This window comes from Streptomyces sp. GL_140 (assembly GCF_057834465.1).
Genome location: NZ_CM174404.1, coordinates 3,694,995 through 3,711,902 on the forward strand (window position 1 = coordinate 3,694,995; position 16,908 = coordinate 3,711,902).

Sequence of the window (16,908 nt, forward strand, 5' to 3'; positions counted from 1 at the left end):
CGCACACCCGAAGGCAGACCGTGAACGAGAACCCGAACACCACGGACAGCACCATGCCCACGACCTGGCACCGGCCTGAGTTCCAGGGCAGGGAGAAGGAACTCATCCACCTCGCGGCCGGCGCCAAGCTCGCCGGGGTGACCCGGTCGGCAGTCAGCAACTGGGCCGCCCGGCACTCCGACTTCCCCAAGCTCGTCCTGGAGACAGGTCCAAGGACCCGCCGAACCAAGTACGTGGTGGAGGTCGAGTTCATGGAGTTCGCGGAGCTGAGGGGTTCGACTGTCAACCCGCGGAGGGCCCCTTCGCCGCACAGGCCCGGCGCCGTCATCGACGCGGCGCACCTGGAGCACTGCGAGAGGCAGGTGGCCAGACTCCGGGACCTCGAGATACGGAGGGCAGCCAAGCTCGCGGAGACCCGACGTGCACTGAAGGCGGCGCGTGCGCGCCTCGCCGAAGCCGAAGCAACGGCGAGAAGCAGGTAGGGGAAGGCGTTCCTCAAGCCCAGTTGACCCCCCTCCCATTCATAGTAGAATTCAGATATGAACGGGAGGGGCGCCACCACAAACCCTCACCAAAACCCACCGCAACCGGAAGATGCGCAATGACCTATTTGAAGGAACGCACCATCAACATCAACGGCGTCTCCGTCACCATCCGCACCAGCAACCGAACCACCCTCGAACTCGACGTAGCCAGCACCGGCAACATCATCGTCCGAGGCCCCGACACCACCACCGACGAAGAAGCCCACGAGCTCGTCAACCGCCGACGCCGCTGGATATACCGCCAGCTCACCCACCTCTGCGAGACCACACCCGACAACCCGACCAAGACCATCAAGAACGGCGAAACCTTCCCCTTCTTCGGCCGTCCCCACACCCTCCGCATCACCCGGCAGGAGCCCGGAGCCAGCGCCGCCATCGCCTACACCCACCCCGACCTCGGCCCCACCCTCGACCTCCGCCACCACGCCGCGACAAACGAGGACGATGCCCGCCGAACCCTCATCAACCTCTACGCCAACGAGACCCGAGAATGGCTGAAAAATCACGGCCCCCGGATCACGCAACTCACCACGAAACCCGACATCGAACTCAAGGTGTCCTGGCGCGCCCGCACCCGATGGATCACCCGCCACAAGGACGGAAGCCTCACCCTCCACTGGGCCCTCAGCCAACTCCCCGCCATCCACCTCCGCGAACTCCTCCACCGCACCCTCGACATCCACTCCGTCGCCGACGGCCGCGAACTCGACCAGCACCTCCAAGCACTCTGGCTCGGCCGGCTCCAGCTCGACCCGACGCCCGAGCCCGAGCCGTCCACCAACCCCCAGAGCAACACCTGCCCGAAGTGCCACGCACACCCCGGCCACCTCCACACCGACCGGTGCACCCTCGCGCAATGCGCCCTCACCGGACGCCAGCGCCGAGACTGCAACCACCCTGGGACCGGCTGCCTCACGCTCTGGTCTGGACGCTGGCCCGGCGATGAGGAGTGCGAGGAGTACGGCTTCTACTACCGCGACGGCACCAACGGCTCCGAGCCCTGCAACGCCGACGACGAAGACGCGGCGTACGACCTGAACCGGCTCTACCGCGAGTGCACGTGGGACGTACGCCTCCAGCGCATGATCCTCCCCGCCTGAGATGCACATCGCCTGCTCATCGCCTCAGGATCGGGAACTGATTGCGGTCGTCAGCACTGTGGAGAATTGCCTCCCACCTGCGGATACGTCGCCCAGAGCCACGGTGAACAGCCATGCTGGACAAGAACCGGGGGGACAGATGGGGGACAGAACCGGGGGACGGCGGGGGACAGAAGGGGGACAGAAGGGGAAGGAAGATCAAGGAAAGACAGGGAAGGCGAGGGCAGGAACAGGAAGGCGAAGGCTCCCGCTCACACCCATCACACGCGCCCTGACCTGGGGGAATGCAGCCCGTAGATGCTCACCAGGCCTATCGGGTAAGGTGATTGCCGACGCAGACCAAACTCCCGCCTTCGTAGCTCAGGGGATAGAGCACGGCTCTCCTAAAGCGGGTGTCGCAGGTTCGAATCCTGCCGAGGGCACAGAACGCACCGCACCCCTGGGGTTTCCCCGGGGGTGCGGTTTTGTTTGGTGGCAGGACCGGCCGTGTTGGGGCGGGTCGCTACGGGTTCGCGGGGTGGGTCGGGGAGTCCGGGAGGGTGAGGCGGGCCTGGGCGCCGCCCGGGGGTGGGTTGGTGAAGGTGAGGGTCGCGCCCAGGGTGCGGGCCTGGCCCTCGGCGATGGTCAGGCCCAGGCCGTGGCCCTTGTTCATGCCCTCCGTGCGGAAGCGTTGCGGGCCGCTCGTCAGGAGGTACTCCGGGTAGCCCGGACCGGCGTCCGTGACGGTGAGGGTGCGGCCGTCCACCGTTACCGTGACCGGCGCCGCGCCGTGTTTGTGGGCGTTCGCGATCAGGTTGCCGAGGATGCGTTCCAGGCGGCGCCTGTCCGTCTCCACCCGGAGGGCCGTGGACGCTATGACCAGTGAGGTGGGAGGGGTCCGGTCGGCGGGCGATGCCGCGCTGATCGCCCGGGCCGCCAGGGCGGGCAGGTCGTACGAGTCCAGTTCCACCCGCTCGCTGCGCGTATCCAGCCGGGAGATCTCCAGCAGATCCTCCGTCAGCGAGCGCATCGCCTGCACCCGGTCGCGTACCAGCTCGGCCGGGCGGCCCGGCGGCAGGAGTTCGGCGGCCGCGTTCAGGCCGGTCAGCGGGGTGCGCAGCTCGTGGGCCACGTCCGCCGTGAAGCGTCGCTCCGACTCCAGCTTGCGCTGGAGGGAGGCGGCCATGGTGTCCAGGGCGCTCGAGACGGCCGCGACCTCGTCCTTGCCGCGCGGGGAACCGTTCACGCGGGCGTCCAGGTCGCCCGCGCTGATCCGGCGGGCCACCTGCGCTGTCTGGTGCAGGCGCCGCGTGATCCGGGTGACGCCGAACGCGCCGATCAGCAGGGTGCCGCCGATGGCCAGCGCCGAGGAGCCGAGGATGGCCCGGTTCAGGTCGGCGATGGTCCTCTCGCTGCCGCTGTAGTCCACGGCCGCCGCGATGACCTGGTTCCGGTCGGCGGGGCCCGCGGCCCACATCGCGGCCCGGCCGCGGTGCTCGCCGACGGCGGTGCCGCGCTTGCCGGTCGCCGCCAGCGCGCGCAGCTCCGGCGGCACGCCGTCCGCGCGGACGCCCTCGCCCCGCGGGGTGCTCGCGCCGCTCTCGTAGAGGTCGGTGACCCGGTCGAGTTTGGCCAGCGCGCGCTCGCGCGCGACGCCGACGGTCTGGCGGGTCATCGCGTCGTGGACGAGGGTGCCGAGCAGCGCCGCCAGGCCGCAGCACATGAGGGTGATGAAGACCGCGGCCTTCCAGGTGAGCGTGGCGGTCCAGGCCGGGAGGCCCAGTCGGCGGGGGTGCCCGGCCTGGACTCGACCCTTGCCTCGTCCCTTGCCCAGTCCCTTGCCTCGTCCCTTGTCTCGTCCCTCCTGTGCCCCTGCGGGCTCGGCGCTGATGGTGCGGTGGGTGTCGTTCATGATCCCCTGAATGCGGCCGTCCCGGATCCGGCGGACGCGCAGCTCGATCGGCTCGTCCCGGTCGCCTTCCGGTCAGATCACCGTAATGCGCCATCCGAGAGGGGCGGGCGGCGGGCTCCGCCGAGGAGCCCGCCGGCCCGCCGCCGCACCGTCCCCGGGGCTCACGCCGCCAGGTCGGCGTAGAAGATGACGTTGTTGGTGCGGTGGCCGTCCTTCAGCTCGCCGCCGCAGGTCAGCAGGCGCAGCTCGGAGCGGTTCGTATCCCCGTAGACCTTGTCCGTCGGGAATTTCTTCTTGTCGACGTCCTCGATCTCGCGGATCTTGAACTTCGCCGTCTTCCCGTCCTCCCGCGACACCTCGATGACATCGCCGAGCTTGATCTTCTTGACGTTCTTCATCAGGGCCGGGCCGTACTTCGTGTCGAAGTGCGCGACGAGGACGGCCGTGCCCTTCTCGCCCGGGGTGACGCCCTCGGTCCACCAGCCGGGGTTGTTCGCGTCCGTTTCGGCGTCCGGCACGCCGAGCTCACCGCTCGCCGGGTCCACCTTGAGGTCCACCATCTTCTTCGCGTCCACACCCGCCGAGTCGATCTTCATACCGGTCGGCTTCGACTTCGGCAGGGTGGGCGTCGTGTCCGCGGCGGGCGCACGGGCGGTCGCCGTGCTGCCGACCTCGGGGTCCGGGGCCAGCTTCGGGCCACCGCCGCAGGCGGTGAGCGAGCCGACGCCGAAGCCGGTGACGGCGAGCGTGAGGACGGTGGAGGCGACGACCCTGCGGCGGGCGGGGGGAGTGGCGGTGCGGGTCATGTCGTACTCCGGGGCAGAGAGGTGCAGAGGCGCAGAGGTGGGCGACTGGAGGGGATTCGGGATGTACGCCGTCCGGCGCGGCGGCGGCCTCAGCCGTCCGTGCGGTGGCGGCGGAGCATCGCGAAGCCGAGGCCGGCCGCGCCCGTGGCCGCCAGGCCGGCGCCGCCCGCGATCAGGAGCGTGCCCTCGCCGCCGTTGGACTCGACGCCCTCGGCGCCGGCGCGGACGCCGCCCTTGGGGATGGTGGGCTTGGCGGGGGTGGTGGGCGTCGTGGGCTTGGCCGGCGTGGTGGGCGTGGTGGGCGTGGTGGGCTTGTTCCCGGTGCCCTTGTTGACCGCCGGGAAGTCGTAGTACTTGGCCTTGCCCTCCAGCGTGACCTTCAGCTGCGGCTTGGCGCTGCCGGCCTTCACGATCTCGAACTTCTGACCGTTGTTCTCGGCACGCGGGCTCTTCGCGGTCAGGGTGGCCATGACCGTGCCGGCCTTGGTGCCGTCCGCGGCGTCCTTGGGACCGACCTTCAGTACAGCCTTGGGGCCCTCGCCGGCCTTGTTCGTCAGATCGGCCATCGTGCCACCGCCTACGGAGATGCCCGAGACCTTGTTGTCCACCGGCGTCGGCGTCGGCTTCGGCTTCGGCGCGTCCTTCTTGGAGGTGACCTTGCCGTCCGCCGACAGGGTGAAGGCGTACTCGCCCACCTTCGCGGAGTCCGCCTTGCCGAAGGCCTTGAGGGTGGCCTGGAGGGCGCCCTTGGCGGGGTGGATCTCCGCCTCGTAGCCCTTGATCTTCAGGTCCGCCGTCAGGCCGTTGCTGACGTGCTTGAAGACCTTGGCGTACCAGCCGTCGCTCAGCTGCTGCGTCCCCGCGTCCTCCCGCTTGGTCTCCGACTCGACCTCCGGCTTCGTCTCCGGCTTCGTCTCCGGCTTGTCCTCCGCCGGCTTCGCCGTGTCCGTGGAGGGGCTGGTCGGAGTCGGGGCGTCGGCCGCGAAGGCCTGGGCGGTCGGCAGTGCCAGGGCGGTGATGGCACCTGCGGCGACGGCGGCGGTGCGGAAGGTTGCGCGCATGGGTGGTTCCCCTCGGGTCGGCGTCGCCTGCGGTCTCGGTCCGGACTGACCACCCGGTCGGGTGGTCAGTCCCGGCGACGAACAAGACGTTACGAGGGTCATGTTTAGGTAATCACTCGGCAATGTAACGGCTATCGGGACGCTTTCCCGCGAAGCCGTTAAGGGCCCTCATTTGAATGAAAGTGCAATCAATTCCGCCTTCTCCCGCACACGCGAAAGCCCTTCCGGCCCAGGCCGGAAGGGCTTTCGACTGACGACTGACGACGGCTGGTCTAGCTCAGGCCCCGGCTGCGCTCGCCGATGCGGTCACCCTGTGGGGTCCCGGCGCGCTTGAGCGCCGCCTTCGTGTGCGCTCCGCCCTTGACCTTGCTCCGGAGCTCGCGGTCGAACCCGTGCGCCTGCCCGCGCGGCGGGCTGGGTGCATCAAGGGCCTTCGCCAAAACCGCCCGGACGTCCTGCTTCTGCTCTTTGCTCATCCCGCCGTCAACTCCCTAAAAGACTCGGGACACTCGATCGGACTACTGGGATCGTATGCAGAAATACGGACCAACGCACCCGGACCGTATGTAAAAGATGTCTTGATCAAGGTCGAGGCGGAGTCGGTCGCTCCGCCGGGCCCAGCACCTCGTAGATCAGTTCTTCGGGGCACGGCGTCCCCCGCGGCAGCTGGTACTTCGCCGCCACCCGGTACTCCCCCGGCGCCGGCGCCAGCAGCTCCGTCCACACGTCCCCGGTGGCGTCCGGCGGCGCCTTGAACAGGCACCCGGCCGTGTTCGCGAACACCTTCGGCACCCCCTGCTTCGGTTCGGAGGAGGACCCGGAAGACCCGGAAGACCCGGCGGACCCGGACGAGGCCGCGGACGAGGCCGCGGGAGAGGCGGATCCTTCCTTCGCCCCCTTGGTCTCCTTCGCCGTCTTCGCCGCCTTGGCCGCCTCCTTCGACGCCTCCGTCTCCTGCGGCGGCTCCACCGGCTTGCCCGCGGCGTCCACCAGCCCCAGCCACGGCGAGTGCGGAATCCGCACCAGCACCCGGCCGGGCTGCTTCACGTCGATGACCAGCTGGTCCGCGCTCGCCCGTACCACCGTCGCCGGTCCGGCGACCAGGTCCGTCGGGTTCATGACCTTGAAGAGCTGCCAGTTCGCGTCGCCCCACACCTGCTGGAGGTACGGGAGCCCCTCGCGCACGAGCTTCTCCTCGTCCTTGCCGCCCTCATCGGGTTTGTCGCTGGGCAGCACCACGTAGTGCACGGCCCAGCGCTCCAGCCAGTCGCGGTAGCTGTCGGCGTCCAGGGTGTCGTCGTAGAAGAGCGGATTGCGCTCCAGGTCGGCCTGGCGGTTCCAGCCGCGCGCGAGGTTCACGTACGCCGGGAAGGCGGAGGACTCGCGGTGGCTGCTCGCCGGGACCACCTCCACCCGGCCCCGGTCGGCGCCCGCCTTCTGGAGCTGGTCCACCAGCGGGGCCAGCTCGCGGCTCCAGGAGGCCTGCGGGGTGGTGCGGACGATGTCGGTGACGCTGTTGACGGTGATCCAGGCGGTGACTCCGGTGAGGGCCAGCAGCACCCCGTACCAGTGGCGCGAGCGCGGAGCACCGGCGTACGGGAGCGCGGCGAGCAGCACCGCCCCGCCGAACAGCATCGCCAGCCGGGTCACGTTCGAGCCGACCTGGGAGTCGATCGCCCAGGTCAGCGCCACGCCGAGGGCGTAGATCGCGGAGGCGGTGCGCACCGTCCTCCAGCCCTTCGGTACGAGGAACAGCGCGGCCAGCGCGCACCCGAACGGCAGCGCCGCCGAGAGCAGCTTCATCGGCTGCGTCCCGGAGAACGGGAACAGCCACGCCGACAGCCCGACCACCGCCGCCGGGGCCAGCCCCAGCGCGTACGCGCCCGGGCGCCTCTTGTTCAGGAACAGCGCGGCCGCGATCACCCCGAGGAAGAGCCCGGCGACCGGGCTGGAGGCGGTGGCGATCCCCGCCAGCGGAGCCGCCACGGCGGCCTTCGCCCAGCGCCGCGCGGCCCATTTTCGGGGCCAGCAGAAGACGGCGGCGACGGCCCCGAGTGCGAACATCACGCCGAGCCCGAAGGTGACGCGGCCCGACAGGGCGTTGCAGAACAGCCCGTACACCCCGGCCAGGGCGGGCCACAGCGGCTCGCGCACGGCCCGGCGGCAGCGGGTCAGGATCAGCGCCAGCAGCCCGGCCGAGACCGTGCCGGCGATCATCATCGTGGTCCGGACGCCGAGCACGTGCATCACGTACGGCGAGACCACGCTGTACGAGACCGGGTGCATGCCGCCGTACCAGGCGAGGTTGTACGCCGAGTCGGGATGACGGCCCACGAACTCGGCCCAGGCGTCCTGCGCGGCGAGGTCGCCGCCGCTGTTGGCGATGGCGAAGAACCAGACCACGTGCAGCAGCGCGGCCAGCCCGGTGGCCACGGCGACGGGATGCCGGCGCGCCAGGGAGAGGGCGCGGCGGAGCGGGCCGTCGCCGGGGCCCGGGCTCTCGGCCCGTCCCTGATCCTGGCCCTGGCTGTCGCCATGGCCGTCCCGGCCCTGCTCCCGGCCCTGTTCCGGCCGCTCAGCGATGGTCACGCCGACGTACTCCCCAACACGATGAGTCTGCGGTCCGCTCTTCGGTCCGTAGACGCGGTCCGGCGTCCCGGGGTTGCCCCGGGACGCCGGATCACTCCGCACCCGAATCCCGCGCACGCACCCGGACGCGCGCCCGGTGGCGGCGGGCGGGTGGGCACGGACGGGTCAGCCGACGCGCGTCAGCTTCTTGCCGATGCCGGGCGCGCTGAGGTCGCTCTGGAGGGCCACCGGCACCTTCACCTGGCTGGCGCCCTCGCCGACCGTCAGCACGCCGATCTCCGAACCCGCCTTCGCGGTCTGCGGGATCTTGGCGGCGTCGTCGCCCATCTTGATCGCGACGTTGAGCGCCGGCCAGCCGACCGCCTCCACGTCGGCGGTGGCCACGACCGGGACGCGGCCGCCGAGCCCGTCGTCCACGTAGCCGACGACATCGCCCTTCTTGACCACGGTCGCGGCCGTCAGCGCCTTCTGCGTGGCGAGCATGACGTCCTTGCTCGCCCCGATCGCCGTGTCGAGGATGGGCACGCCGTGCTGGCCGAGCACCGCGCCGACGATCAGCTGGTTGGTCTTGCCGACCTTCTTCTCGGCGGCGAAGAGCAGGTTGCCGCCTGCCTTCGTGGTCGAACCGGTCTTGAGGCCGATCGCGCCGTTGAAGGGGACGAGGGTGTTGTAGTTCCGCCAGGACTTGCCCGAGGGGTCGACCCAGTTCGGCAGCTTGGTGATCGCGATCAGTTCCGGCATCTCGACGAGCTTGAGGCCGAGCTTGACCTGGTCCTCGGCGGTGCTGACCGTGGTGGCGTCCAGTCCCGAGGGGTCCGTGTACGTCGTATTGGTCATCCCGAGGTCCCTGGCGGTGTCGTTCATCTTCTTGACGAACGCCTCCGGCCCGCCGTCCCAGCGCGCGAGCAGCCGCGCGACGTTGTTGGCGGACGGGATCATGATCGCGGCGAGGGCGTCGTACTGCGAGATCTTGTCGCCCTCCTTCAAGTTGTTGACCGTGGACTCGCCCTCGGTCTCCTTCTTGCCGTCGTCGACCGCCGTCTTGTCGACGGGGATCATCTCGCCCTTCTCCCCCTTCTTCATGGGGAAGTCCTTGAGGATGACGTACGCCGTCATGGCCTTCGCGACACTGCCGATCGCGACGGGCTTCTGGTCCCCGAAGGAGCCGACGGGCCCGAGACCGGCCGCGGCCATGTAGGCCTGGCCCTCCTTGGGCCACGGCAGGGCCGGGGCCGCGCCCTCGAAGGTGTACGAGTTCTTCGCGGTCATCTTCAGCGTCGGCTGGGGCAGCGGGCGCACCAGCTGCACGACGGCGAGGACGACCGCCAGGAGCAGGACGACCGGGGCATAGATCTTGAACCGCCGCAGGGCGGTCCGGGCCGCGCTCGGCGGCGGGGGCGGGTTGTTGGTGAGGTCCGCCAGCATGTCGAGCGGCGGCTTGGGCGGCAGCGGCTGCTGCGTGGTCCGCTCGGGCGACATCTTCGCGGCGGGGGCGGGGGCCGGGGCGGGAGCCGGGGCTGGAGCGGAGGCCCGGGGGGCCGCCGGTGCCGGTGCCGGAACAGGGGCCGCTGATGCGGCCGGGGTGGCGGGGGGCGCCGTCTTCGACGCCTGCCCGGTGGCGGAGCGCTCCGCCCCCTCGTCGGTCCGCAGCGGTACGAACTTGCTCGCGCGCTCCCCGCCGACGGCGCCGGGCGGAACCTCCTTCGAGGTACCGGGCCTGGCGGCGCCGGGCTTGATCGCGCGGAACACGGCGGTCCGCTCGCTGTCGACGGGCTCGTCGGCCGCGGGGGCCGGGGCGGGAGCCGGAGGCTTCACGGCCCGGAACACGGCAGTGCGCTCACTGTCGGCGGGCTCGGCCGGAGCAGCCGGAGCAGCCGGAGCAGCCGGGGCGGCGGGCTTCACGGCCCGGAACGCGGCGGTCCGGTCACTGTCGGCCGGCCCATCGGCAGCCGGAGCCGGAACCGGAGGCTTCACAGCGCGGAACACGGCGGTCCGCTCACTGTCGGCGGGCTCGGCGGCTTCGGCCGGGGCCGCGGGGGCAGCCGAGGCCGCCTTCGCGGCAGCGGAGCCCGAGGACTCGGGGGCGCTCGGGGTGGCCGCGGGCTTCGACGGGGCCGCGGACCGGGAAGCGGATTCGCCGTCCTGACCACCCTGACCGCCCTCGCGTACCGAAGCGGAACCGGCAGTCGGAGGCTTCACGGTGCGGAACACCGCGGTGCGGTCGCTGTCGTCCGACCCGGCGTCCGAAGCTTCGGAGCCCGCACCGGAACGCACGGCGGAACCCGCGCCCCGGGTCCCCGAAGCCGGGGCGGGCGCGGCAGCAGAAGCGGAATCAGCGGCGGAATCGGAACCCGCGGCAGCAGTGGCCGCAGCAGCAGGACGCGCCACGGCACGGAACACGGCCGTACGGTCGCCGTCCCCCGAAGCGGAATCCGCAGCCGGAGCAGCCGACGGCCGGGCCGCGGGCTCGGCGGCCGCGGCCCGCGGACCGGCATCCGAGGCGGCGGACCCACCCGGGGCGGACGCGGCCGAGCGGGCCACCGACGCCTCGTCCGAAGCAGCCGACCGGCCGCCCTCACGACGCGAAGCGGAATCCGTACCCGAGCCCGAACCCGCGGCGGCAGCGGCCGAAGCCCCGCCCTCGATCGCGGCTTCCTCCGGCAGGGCCTTGAAGACCTCGGTCTCCCCTCCCGGCGCGACCTCGTCCGGCTCGCCCTCGGAAGGTTCCGCGGTGGCGACCCACGCGGCGACGGCCTCCCTCAGCGGATCCCGGCCGGAGCGGGAGTCGGCGCCGGAGCCCGAGTCGGAGCCCGAGTCGGAATCCGAACCAGAATCCGAACCGGATTCGGCGTCGGAGTCGCCCCCGCGGCCGTCGCCGCGGCGCGCCGCGGACCCGTCCTCGGGATCCCTGGGCCGGAACACCGACACCCTCGGGTCATGCCCGTTTGAGGACTCCGTCGCCCCCGACGTTCCTTCATCAACCGACTTGTCGGGGGACTCGCCCGCCACCAGTTCCTCCTCGATCGCCATCACGTCCGGCTGTCCGAATGTCTAACAGTGTCCCGTCTCGGGGGCATCGCCCACGTGCTAGACGAGAACGACATAGCTGATGGTTCCCCCACAAAGCGGCCAGGCGCTCTCGACAGATGAATGTGAGAGGCGTCACCCTGTCACTCATCCACGCGGGGAGGCATGGATGGGCAAGAGCCGCAGAACGATTCCGGAGGAGCTTTTGCTGCTCGCCTTGGACCCGGCCACGGGTACCACGGCGCAGCCGCAGTCGCTCGACCTCGGCCTGGCCGGGGCACAGCTAGTGGAGCTGGCTCTGGCAGGACGGATAGCCCCTGATGGGGATCGTATCGCCGTGGTGATGCCACGGCCGACAGGAGATCCGACACTGGACTCCGCACTGGAGTTGCTGCGCAGGCGCGGCAGCCCGGTTCGGGCCGTCCACTGGATTGGCGGACCCCGACTGGGGCTCCGTCAGATTTACCTCGCTCATTTGGAGCGCTGCGGCATGGTCCATGCCGTCGCGGGCCAGATGTGCGGGGTGTTGCCGACGACTCGCTACCAGGCGACCGACACGGCAATCAGCCGGGAGATCCGTGGCCGGCTGGACAGTGCGATCCGCACCGGTGTACCGCCGGACCCGCGGACCGCGGCGCTTGCCGCACTGGCCCACGCGGTCGGACTCGGCAAGCACCTGTACCCCGGCAACGAGGGGCGGTCGTCCAGGTCCCGACTGCGGGACCTGATCCGGCACGACCCGATGGGCGGACTGGTGGCGCATGCCGTCATGGACGTCCAGAACGGTGTGGCCGCACAGCCACGCCGTGACCGCGCACCGGCCCAGCCCGCTCGGGCCACGGCGGCAGCCGTTCCGCTGCAGCCGCGCCGGACCGGTGCGATGGCCCGCGCGGCCGCGCACTGATCCACCGGTCGGAACGCGCTCTACGGGCTGGACAAGCAGGGCACAACGCGCGGGGCGGCGGAGCCGGAATACCGGCTCCGCCGCCCCGCGCGTTTGCTTTCCCGGCGTTCCCCAGCGAGGTCGCACGCTTCGGTGGCAGTCTGCTCACCATCAGACACGCAGAGAGACAGCGAAAGAAGAAGGCGGAGGTGCCGTTCACGTGGCGTCCAATGTCAATCCCACCGTCCGACGCCGCCGACTGGGCATGGAGTTGCGCAAACTCCGCGAGGACAAGGGCATGACGGCCGAGCAGGTCGCCGAACGCCTGCTCGTCTCCCAGTCGAAGATCAGTCGGCTGGAGAACGGCCGGCGTTCCATCAGCCAGCGTGACGTCCGCGACCTGTGCGACGTCTACGAGGTCGAGGACCGGCGGCTCGTCGACTCCCTGATGCAGATGGCCAAGGATTCGCGCCAGCAGGGCTGGTGGCACGCCTTCGGCGACATCCCGTACAGCGTCTACATCGGCCTGGAGACCGACGCCGCCAGCCTGCGCACCTACGAGCCCCTGGTGATCCCGGGACTGCTCCAGACCCCGGAGTACGCCCAGGCCCTCGTCCGCGGCGCCTGGCCGGAGACCACTCCGGCCGACGTGGACAAGCGGGTCCAGGTCCGGATGCACCGCCAGAAGCGGCTCTCCGAGACCGAGAACAACAACCCCGACCTCGGGCCGCTGCGCCTGTGGGCGGTCATCGACCAGGCGGCCCTGCAGCGGCAGGTGGGCGATCCGCAGCTCATGATGCATCAGCTCGAGTACTTGATAGACCAGTCGGAGAAGCCTCACGTCACGGTGCAGGTGATGCCGTTCTCGATGGGTGCCCATCCGGGCGTCAACGGCCAGTACGCCATTCTGGAATTCCCGGACGCGTCGGACTCGACCGTGGTGTACATCGAGGGCGTGACGAGCGACCTGTACCTGGAAAAGGCCAACGACGTCCAGAAATACAGCGTGATGTACGAACATCTGCGTGCTCAGGCCCTCAATGTGGAACAGACCCGGCAGTTCATCTCGGAGATCATCGAGGAGTTCGCGGGCAAGAGGAAGTGAGGTTCCACAAAGGGGCGGCACGGTACACCGTCACTCCCCGGCCACAAAAGACCTGACTGGGATATGCCACTCGGTCGGGTGAACGCCCCCAACGCACTTGGGGCGCTGCGGGTAGCGTCGATCACGTCAGCCGGAAAATTGGCTGGCAGACAGCTGAACTACTCGCTGAACCGGAGAGAAACATGGCTATTCGTCAGGGTGCTACGGAAAACTGGACCAAGTCCTCGTACTCCGCCAACGGCGCCTGCGTCGAGGTCAAGTCCCCCGTCATGGAGGCCATCGCGGTCCGCGACTCGAAGGTGCAGGACGGCCCGTCCCTCACCTTCGCGCCCGGCTCCTGGACCTCCTTCGTCACGGATGTGACCGAGGGCCGACTGGGTCGCCTCGTCTGAACGTCGAAGCGAAGTTCCCAGCCGACAGACGACGAAAAGCGCCACAAGCACCAAACGCAGTACTGACTGGAGCCCTCTCGACTGGCCCGCCGTCCTGGCCGAGGGGGCTCGGCCATGCCCGCACACCTCACGCCCTCGCGCCCTCGCATCAGCGAGGACGGACGACGTCGGCGCACGGGCCACGGACCACAGGCCACGAACCGCCGGCTACCGCAGCTGGTCCACGTACCGATCGGTCCCCGGCACCGTCGGGATGAACGGCGCCACCAGCTCCACCCGCCCCAGCCCTGCCTCCGCGACCTCCGTGTCCAGCCCCCGGAACCGGTCCCAGCAGGTGCGCGGATCGGCCTCCAGGAACCACAGCAGCGTCAGCCGGGTGTCGACCCCCTCGACCTGCTTCACGTACGTCATCCGGTCGCCCGGCAGTGGCGTCGGCCGGAAGACCGTGACCATCGCGGCCGGGGAGCCGGCCAGCCGCTTCGGCAGGGCGCGCGAGCGCAGCCACTCCAGCAGCTCGGCCCGCTGCTCGGGCCCGTCCGCGTCGACGACCTGGACCACGAGCCCGCCGTAGGGGTGGTCGAGGGCGTGGAAGTCGCGGGGGCCCGCGGCGCCGTCGCGGTAGACGGTGGCCTCGTGGTCCTGGAACGCGGTGAAGACGTGGGTGCGGTCCTGGTAGACCCGGCCGTCGCGGTTGAGCCGCTTGTTGATGCCGACGGTCCACTTCATGTGCTCGTCGTAGCGGCCCTCGGTGACCCAGTACGTGGAGATGTAGCACCCGGCACCGACCGGCTGGGCCACCGCCGACTTCTCCGGATAGCGCAGCTCCTGGAGGTCCCGGGTCGCGACCCAGCGGCGGCCCGCGTACATCCAGGGCATGGCCATGGCGCCGGCGTAGTAGTGGTCGTCCTCGTACCAGCGGTTGTACGCGAACTCGTGCCCCGGGTGCGGTTCGACCATGGTGATCAGCGCATGGCCGGGGTGGACTCCGTAGGGGCCGACCGAGGCGAGCTCGGCGTAGTCGTCGGCCCGGGTGTTCCGCTCGTCTGCTGTCATGGGAACGGTCTAGCTGAGGAGACGTCAGATGGGGAGCCCCCGGACGGCGGTCGATCGACCTTTGCCCGTCCGGCAGTTCAGCATCCGATACATAGGTGCCGTCTACATCTTCCTGGTACTACGATGCGCGCATCCGCCTCCCGAAGGAGCCCCCGTGCCCCTGCCCCCCTCCGTCCCCGTCCCCGTCTCCGCGCCCGCATGCGCCCCGCCGCCCGCCCTCGCCGCCCGGGTCCGCACGACCGCCCCCTCCGCCATCCGCGAGATCCTGGCCGTCACCTCCCGGCCCGGCATGATCTCCTTCGCCGGCGGCCTGCCCGCGCCCGAGCTCTTCGACGGCGAGGGCCTGCGCGCCGCGTTCGACGCCGCCTTCGCGCACTCCGCCGACCGCGCGCTCCAGTACTCCACCACCGAGGGCTCCCCCGAACTGCGCGCCACGGTGGCGGCCCGGCTCACCCGGCGCGGGCTCGTCACCGGCGCGGACGAGCTCCTGATCACCACCGGCTCGCAACAGGGGCTCGGCCTGATCACCACCGCGCTGATCGAGCCGGGCGACACCGTGCTGGTCGAGAACCCGACCTACCTGGCCGCGCTCCAGGGGTTCACCCTCGCCGGCGCCCGTCTGGTCCCCGTGCCGTGCGACGACGAGGGCATCCTCCCGGACGCGCTGGAGGAACTCGTCGCGCGCGAACGCCCCAAGCTGCTCTACACCGTTCCCACCTTCCAGAACCCGACCGGCCGCACCCTCCCCGCCGCCCGCCGCAAGGCGGTCGCGGAGACGGCCGCCCGCCTCGGACTGTGGCTCCTGGAGGACGACCCGTACGGGGACCTGCGCTACGAGGGCTCCGACGTCCCCTGGCTCGCCGCGCACCCGGGAGCGGAGGACCGCACGGCCCTGCTCGGCAGCTTCTCCAAGGTGATGGCCCCCGGGCTGCGGCTGGGCTGGCTGCGCGCCCCGGCGGCCCTGCTGCGTGCGGCGGTGCTCGCGAAGCAGGCGGCGGACCTGCACACCTCGACGGTGGACCAGCTGGCGGCGGCGCAGTACCTGCGGACGGCCGACCTGGACGCGCACGTGACCCGGGTCCGGGACGCGTACCGGATACGGCGGGACGCACTCCTGACGGGCCTGGGCTCCGCCCTCCCGCCGGGCTCCACGTGGAACCACCCGGAGGGCGGCATGTTCATCTGGGCCCGGCTGCCGGAAGGCCACGACGCGACGACCCTGCTCCGCGAGGCGACCGCCCGAGGCGTCGCCTTCGTCCCCGGAGCCCCCTTCTACGCCGGAACCCCGGACCCCCGCACCCTGCGCCTGTCGTTCACGACGCACACCCCGGAGGAGATCGCGGAGGGCCTTTCCCGCCTGGCGGGGTAGGCGACCCTGCGGGGGCCGGATTTGGCCGACGTCGGCCTGCACGTGGCCGCCGGGGGTTGGGAAATCCAGCCCCGCCCGGGGGCCCCTCCCAGCGGTAGCTGGGGGAGGTTGAGGCGCGGGGGTCCGGGGGCTGGTCCCCGGCAACGGCGCCGCGCCCGGCCACGCGCCCGGCCACGCACCCGGTCCCGCCCCTTCCCTCCCCGCGCCCCGGCCCGTAGCCTGACGCCCCGTCAGATCAGAGTCGTCGGGAGGCCAGCCCATGTCGCCGCTGCTGCAAGGCAAGACCGTCATCGTCTCGGGAGTAGGCGCCGGGCTCGGCCACCAGGTGGCCGCCACCGTCGTCCGCGACGGCGGCAACGCCGTGCTCGGGGCGCGGACCGAGGCGAACCTCGCCAAGTCCGCCGCCGAGATCGACCCCGACGGCACGCACACCGCGTACCTGCCGACCGACATCTCCGACGAGCGCCAGTGCGAGGCCCTCGCCGCCCTCGCGCAGGAGCGCTTCGGCGGGGTCGACGCCGTCGTCCACGTCGCCGCCTGGGACTCGTACTTCGGCGGCCTCGAAGACGCCGACTTCGGCACCTGGCAGCAGATCCTCGACGTCAACCTGCTCGGCACCCTGCGCATGACCCGCGCCTGCCTGCCCGCCCTCAAGGCCGCCGGCGGCTCCGTCGTCATCATCGGCACGCAGTCCGCCATCGCCTCGCCCAACGAGGTCCAGCAGGCCGCCTACGCCGCCTCCAAGGGCGCCCTGACCTCCGCGATGTACTCCATGGCCCGCGAACTCGGCCCGCACCGCATCCGCGTCAACACCGTGCTCCCCGGCTGGATGTGGGGGCCCCCGGTGCAGGCCTTCGTCACCTTCACCGCGCACACCGAGGGCGTCCCCGAAGCCGAGGTCCACGCGCGGCTCACCGACCGCATGGCGCTGCCGGACCTGGCCACCGACGGGGACGTCGCCGACGCCGCCGTGTTCCTCGCCTCCGACCGGGCGCGGGCGATAACCGGCCAGTCCCTGCTGGTCAACGCCGGTGAGCTGATGCGATGAGCCCCTCCGTGCCCTGCCGGGCGGATCGTATGCTCGGCC

At 71.0% G+C, this 16,908-nt stretch carries 14 protein-coding genes and 1 tRNA gene; 8 read left to right on the forward strand and 7 right to left on the reverse strand.

Features of this window, described 5'->3' with window-relative positions:
• Positions 1-20 precede the first annotated feature (20 nt).
• The 3 genes from AC3IYJ_RS17100 (at position 21) to AC3IYJ_RS17110 (ending at position 2,067) form a co-directional block, all read left to right on the forward strand.
• Positions 21-482 carry a hypothetical protein gene (locus AC3IYJ_RS17100; protein ID WP_489402153.1) on the forward strand — a complete coding sequence of 154 codons (462 nt, stop codon included), beginning with the start codon at positions 21-23 and terminating at the stop codon, positions 480-482.
• A 119-nt stretch (positions 483-601) separates the two neighbouring features.
• Entirely contained in the window at positions 602-1,645 is a 1,044-nt protein-coding gene (locus AC3IYJ_RS17105; protein WP_489402154.1) for a YgjP-like metallopeptidase domain-containing protein, read from the forward strand.
• A gap of 349 nt (positions 1,646-1,994) precedes the next feature.
• A tRNA-Arg gene (locus AC3IYJ_RS17110) sits at positions 1,995-2,067 on the forward strand.
• 80 nt (positions 2,068-2,147) lie between these two features.
• Here AC3IYJ_RS17110 and AC3IYJ_RS17115 read toward each other — a convergent pair.
• The 6 genes from AC3IYJ_RS17115 to AC3IYJ_RS17140 all read right to left on the reverse strand — a co-directional run bounded on the left by AC3IYJ_RS17115 (position 2,148) and on the right by AC3IYJ_RS17140 (position 11,022).
• Complete coding sequence (locus tag AC3IYJ_RS17115) at positions 2,148-3,536, reverse strand: ATP-binding protein (protein WP_489402155.1); 1,389 nt, start codon at positions 3,534-3,536, stop codon at positions 2,148-2,150.
• A gap of 161 nt (positions 3,537-3,697) precedes the next feature.
• On the reverse strand, positions 3,698-4,342 hold the full coding sequence (locus AC3IYJ_RS17120; protein WP_489402156.1) for a sortase domain-containing protein: 645 nt from the start codon (positions 4,340-4,342) through the stop codon (positions 3,698-3,700).
• An 89-nt stretch (positions 4,343-4,431) separates the two neighbouring features.
• Positions 4,432-5,403: a hypothetical protein gene (locus AC3IYJ_RS17125; RefSeq protein WP_489402157.1), complete on the reverse strand. Its 972-nt coding sequence runs from the start codon at positions 5,401-5,403 to the stop codon at positions 4,432-4,434.
• A gap of 272 nt (positions 5,404-5,675) precedes the next feature.
• Positions 5,676-5,879 (reverse strand): hypothetical protein, encoded by a 204-nt coding sequence (locus AC3IYJ_RS17130; protein WP_489402158.1) that lies wholly within the window; start codon positions 5,877-5,879, stop codon positions 5,676-5,678.
• A gap of 106 nt (positions 5,880-5,985) precedes the next feature.
• Positions 5,986-7,992, reverse strand: coding sequence for a DUF8823 domain-containing protein (locus tag AC3IYJ_RS17135; RefSeq protein WP_489402159.1), 2,007 nt, complete (start codon positions 7,990-7,992; stop codon positions 5,986-5,988).
• A gap of 165 nt (positions 7,993-8,157) precedes the next feature.
• Positions 8,158-11,022 carry a D-alanyl-D-alanine carboxypeptidase family protein gene (locus tag AC3IYJ_RS17140; protein WP_489402160.1) on the reverse strand — a complete coding sequence of 955 codons (2,865 nt, stop codon included), beginning with the start codon at positions 11,020-11,022 and terminating at the stop codon, positions 8,158-8,160.
• A 166-nt stretch (positions 11,023-11,188) separates the two neighbouring features.
• Between AC3IYJ_RS17140 and AC3IYJ_RS17145 the strand changes: the two genes are divergently transcribed.
• From AC3IYJ_RS17145 to AC3IYJ_RS17155, 3 genes are all read left to right on the forward strand, one after another.
• Positions 11,189-11,923, forward strand: a complete 735-nt coding sequence (locus AC3IYJ_RS17145) for a GOLPH3/VPS74 family protein (protein ID WP_250742596.1) — start codon at positions 11,189-11,191, stop codon at positions 11,921-11,923.
• Between the two features lie 199 nt (positions 11,924-12,122).
• On the forward strand, positions 12,123-13,007 hold the full coding sequence (locus AC3IYJ_RS17150) for a helix-turn-helix domain-containing protein (RefSeq protein ID WP_489402161.1): 885 nt from the start codon (positions 12,123-12,125) through the stop codon (positions 13,005-13,007).
• 182 nt (positions 13,008-13,189) lie between these two features.
• A complete protein-coding gene (locus AC3IYJ_RS17155) occupies positions 13,190-13,399 on the forward strand; it encodes a DUF397 domain-containing protein (protein ID WP_489402162.1) in 210 nt (69 codons plus the stop codon).
• Between the two features lie 207 nt (positions 13,400-13,606).
• On the opposite strand, the gene AC3IYJ_RS17160 is transcribed toward AC3IYJ_RS17155, so the two are convergent.
• Positions 13,607-14,452, reverse strand: a complete 846-nt coding sequence (locus AC3IYJ_RS17160) for a hypothetical protein (protein WP_489402163.1) — start codon at positions 14,450-14,452, stop codon at positions 13,607-13,609.
• A 154-nt stretch (positions 14,453-14,606) separates the two neighbouring features.
• Here AC3IYJ_RS17160 and AC3IYJ_RS17165 point away from each other — a divergent pair, with 154 nt between their 5' ends.
• Both AC3IYJ_RS17165 and AC3IYJ_RS17170 read left to right on the forward strand, forming a co-directional pair.
• Entirely contained in the window at positions 14,607-15,821 is a 1,215-nt protein-coding gene (locus AC3IYJ_RS17165) for an aminotransferase-like domain-containing protein (protein WP_489402164.1), read from the forward strand.
• Positions 15,822-16,080: 259 nt separating this feature from the next.
• Complete coding sequence (locus AC3IYJ_RS17170) at positions 16,081-16,869, forward strand: SDR family oxidoreductase (RefSeq protein ID WP_489402165.1); 789 nt, start codon at positions 16,081-16,083, stop codon at positions 16,867-16,869.
• Positions 16,870-16,908: the final 39 nt, after the last annotated feature.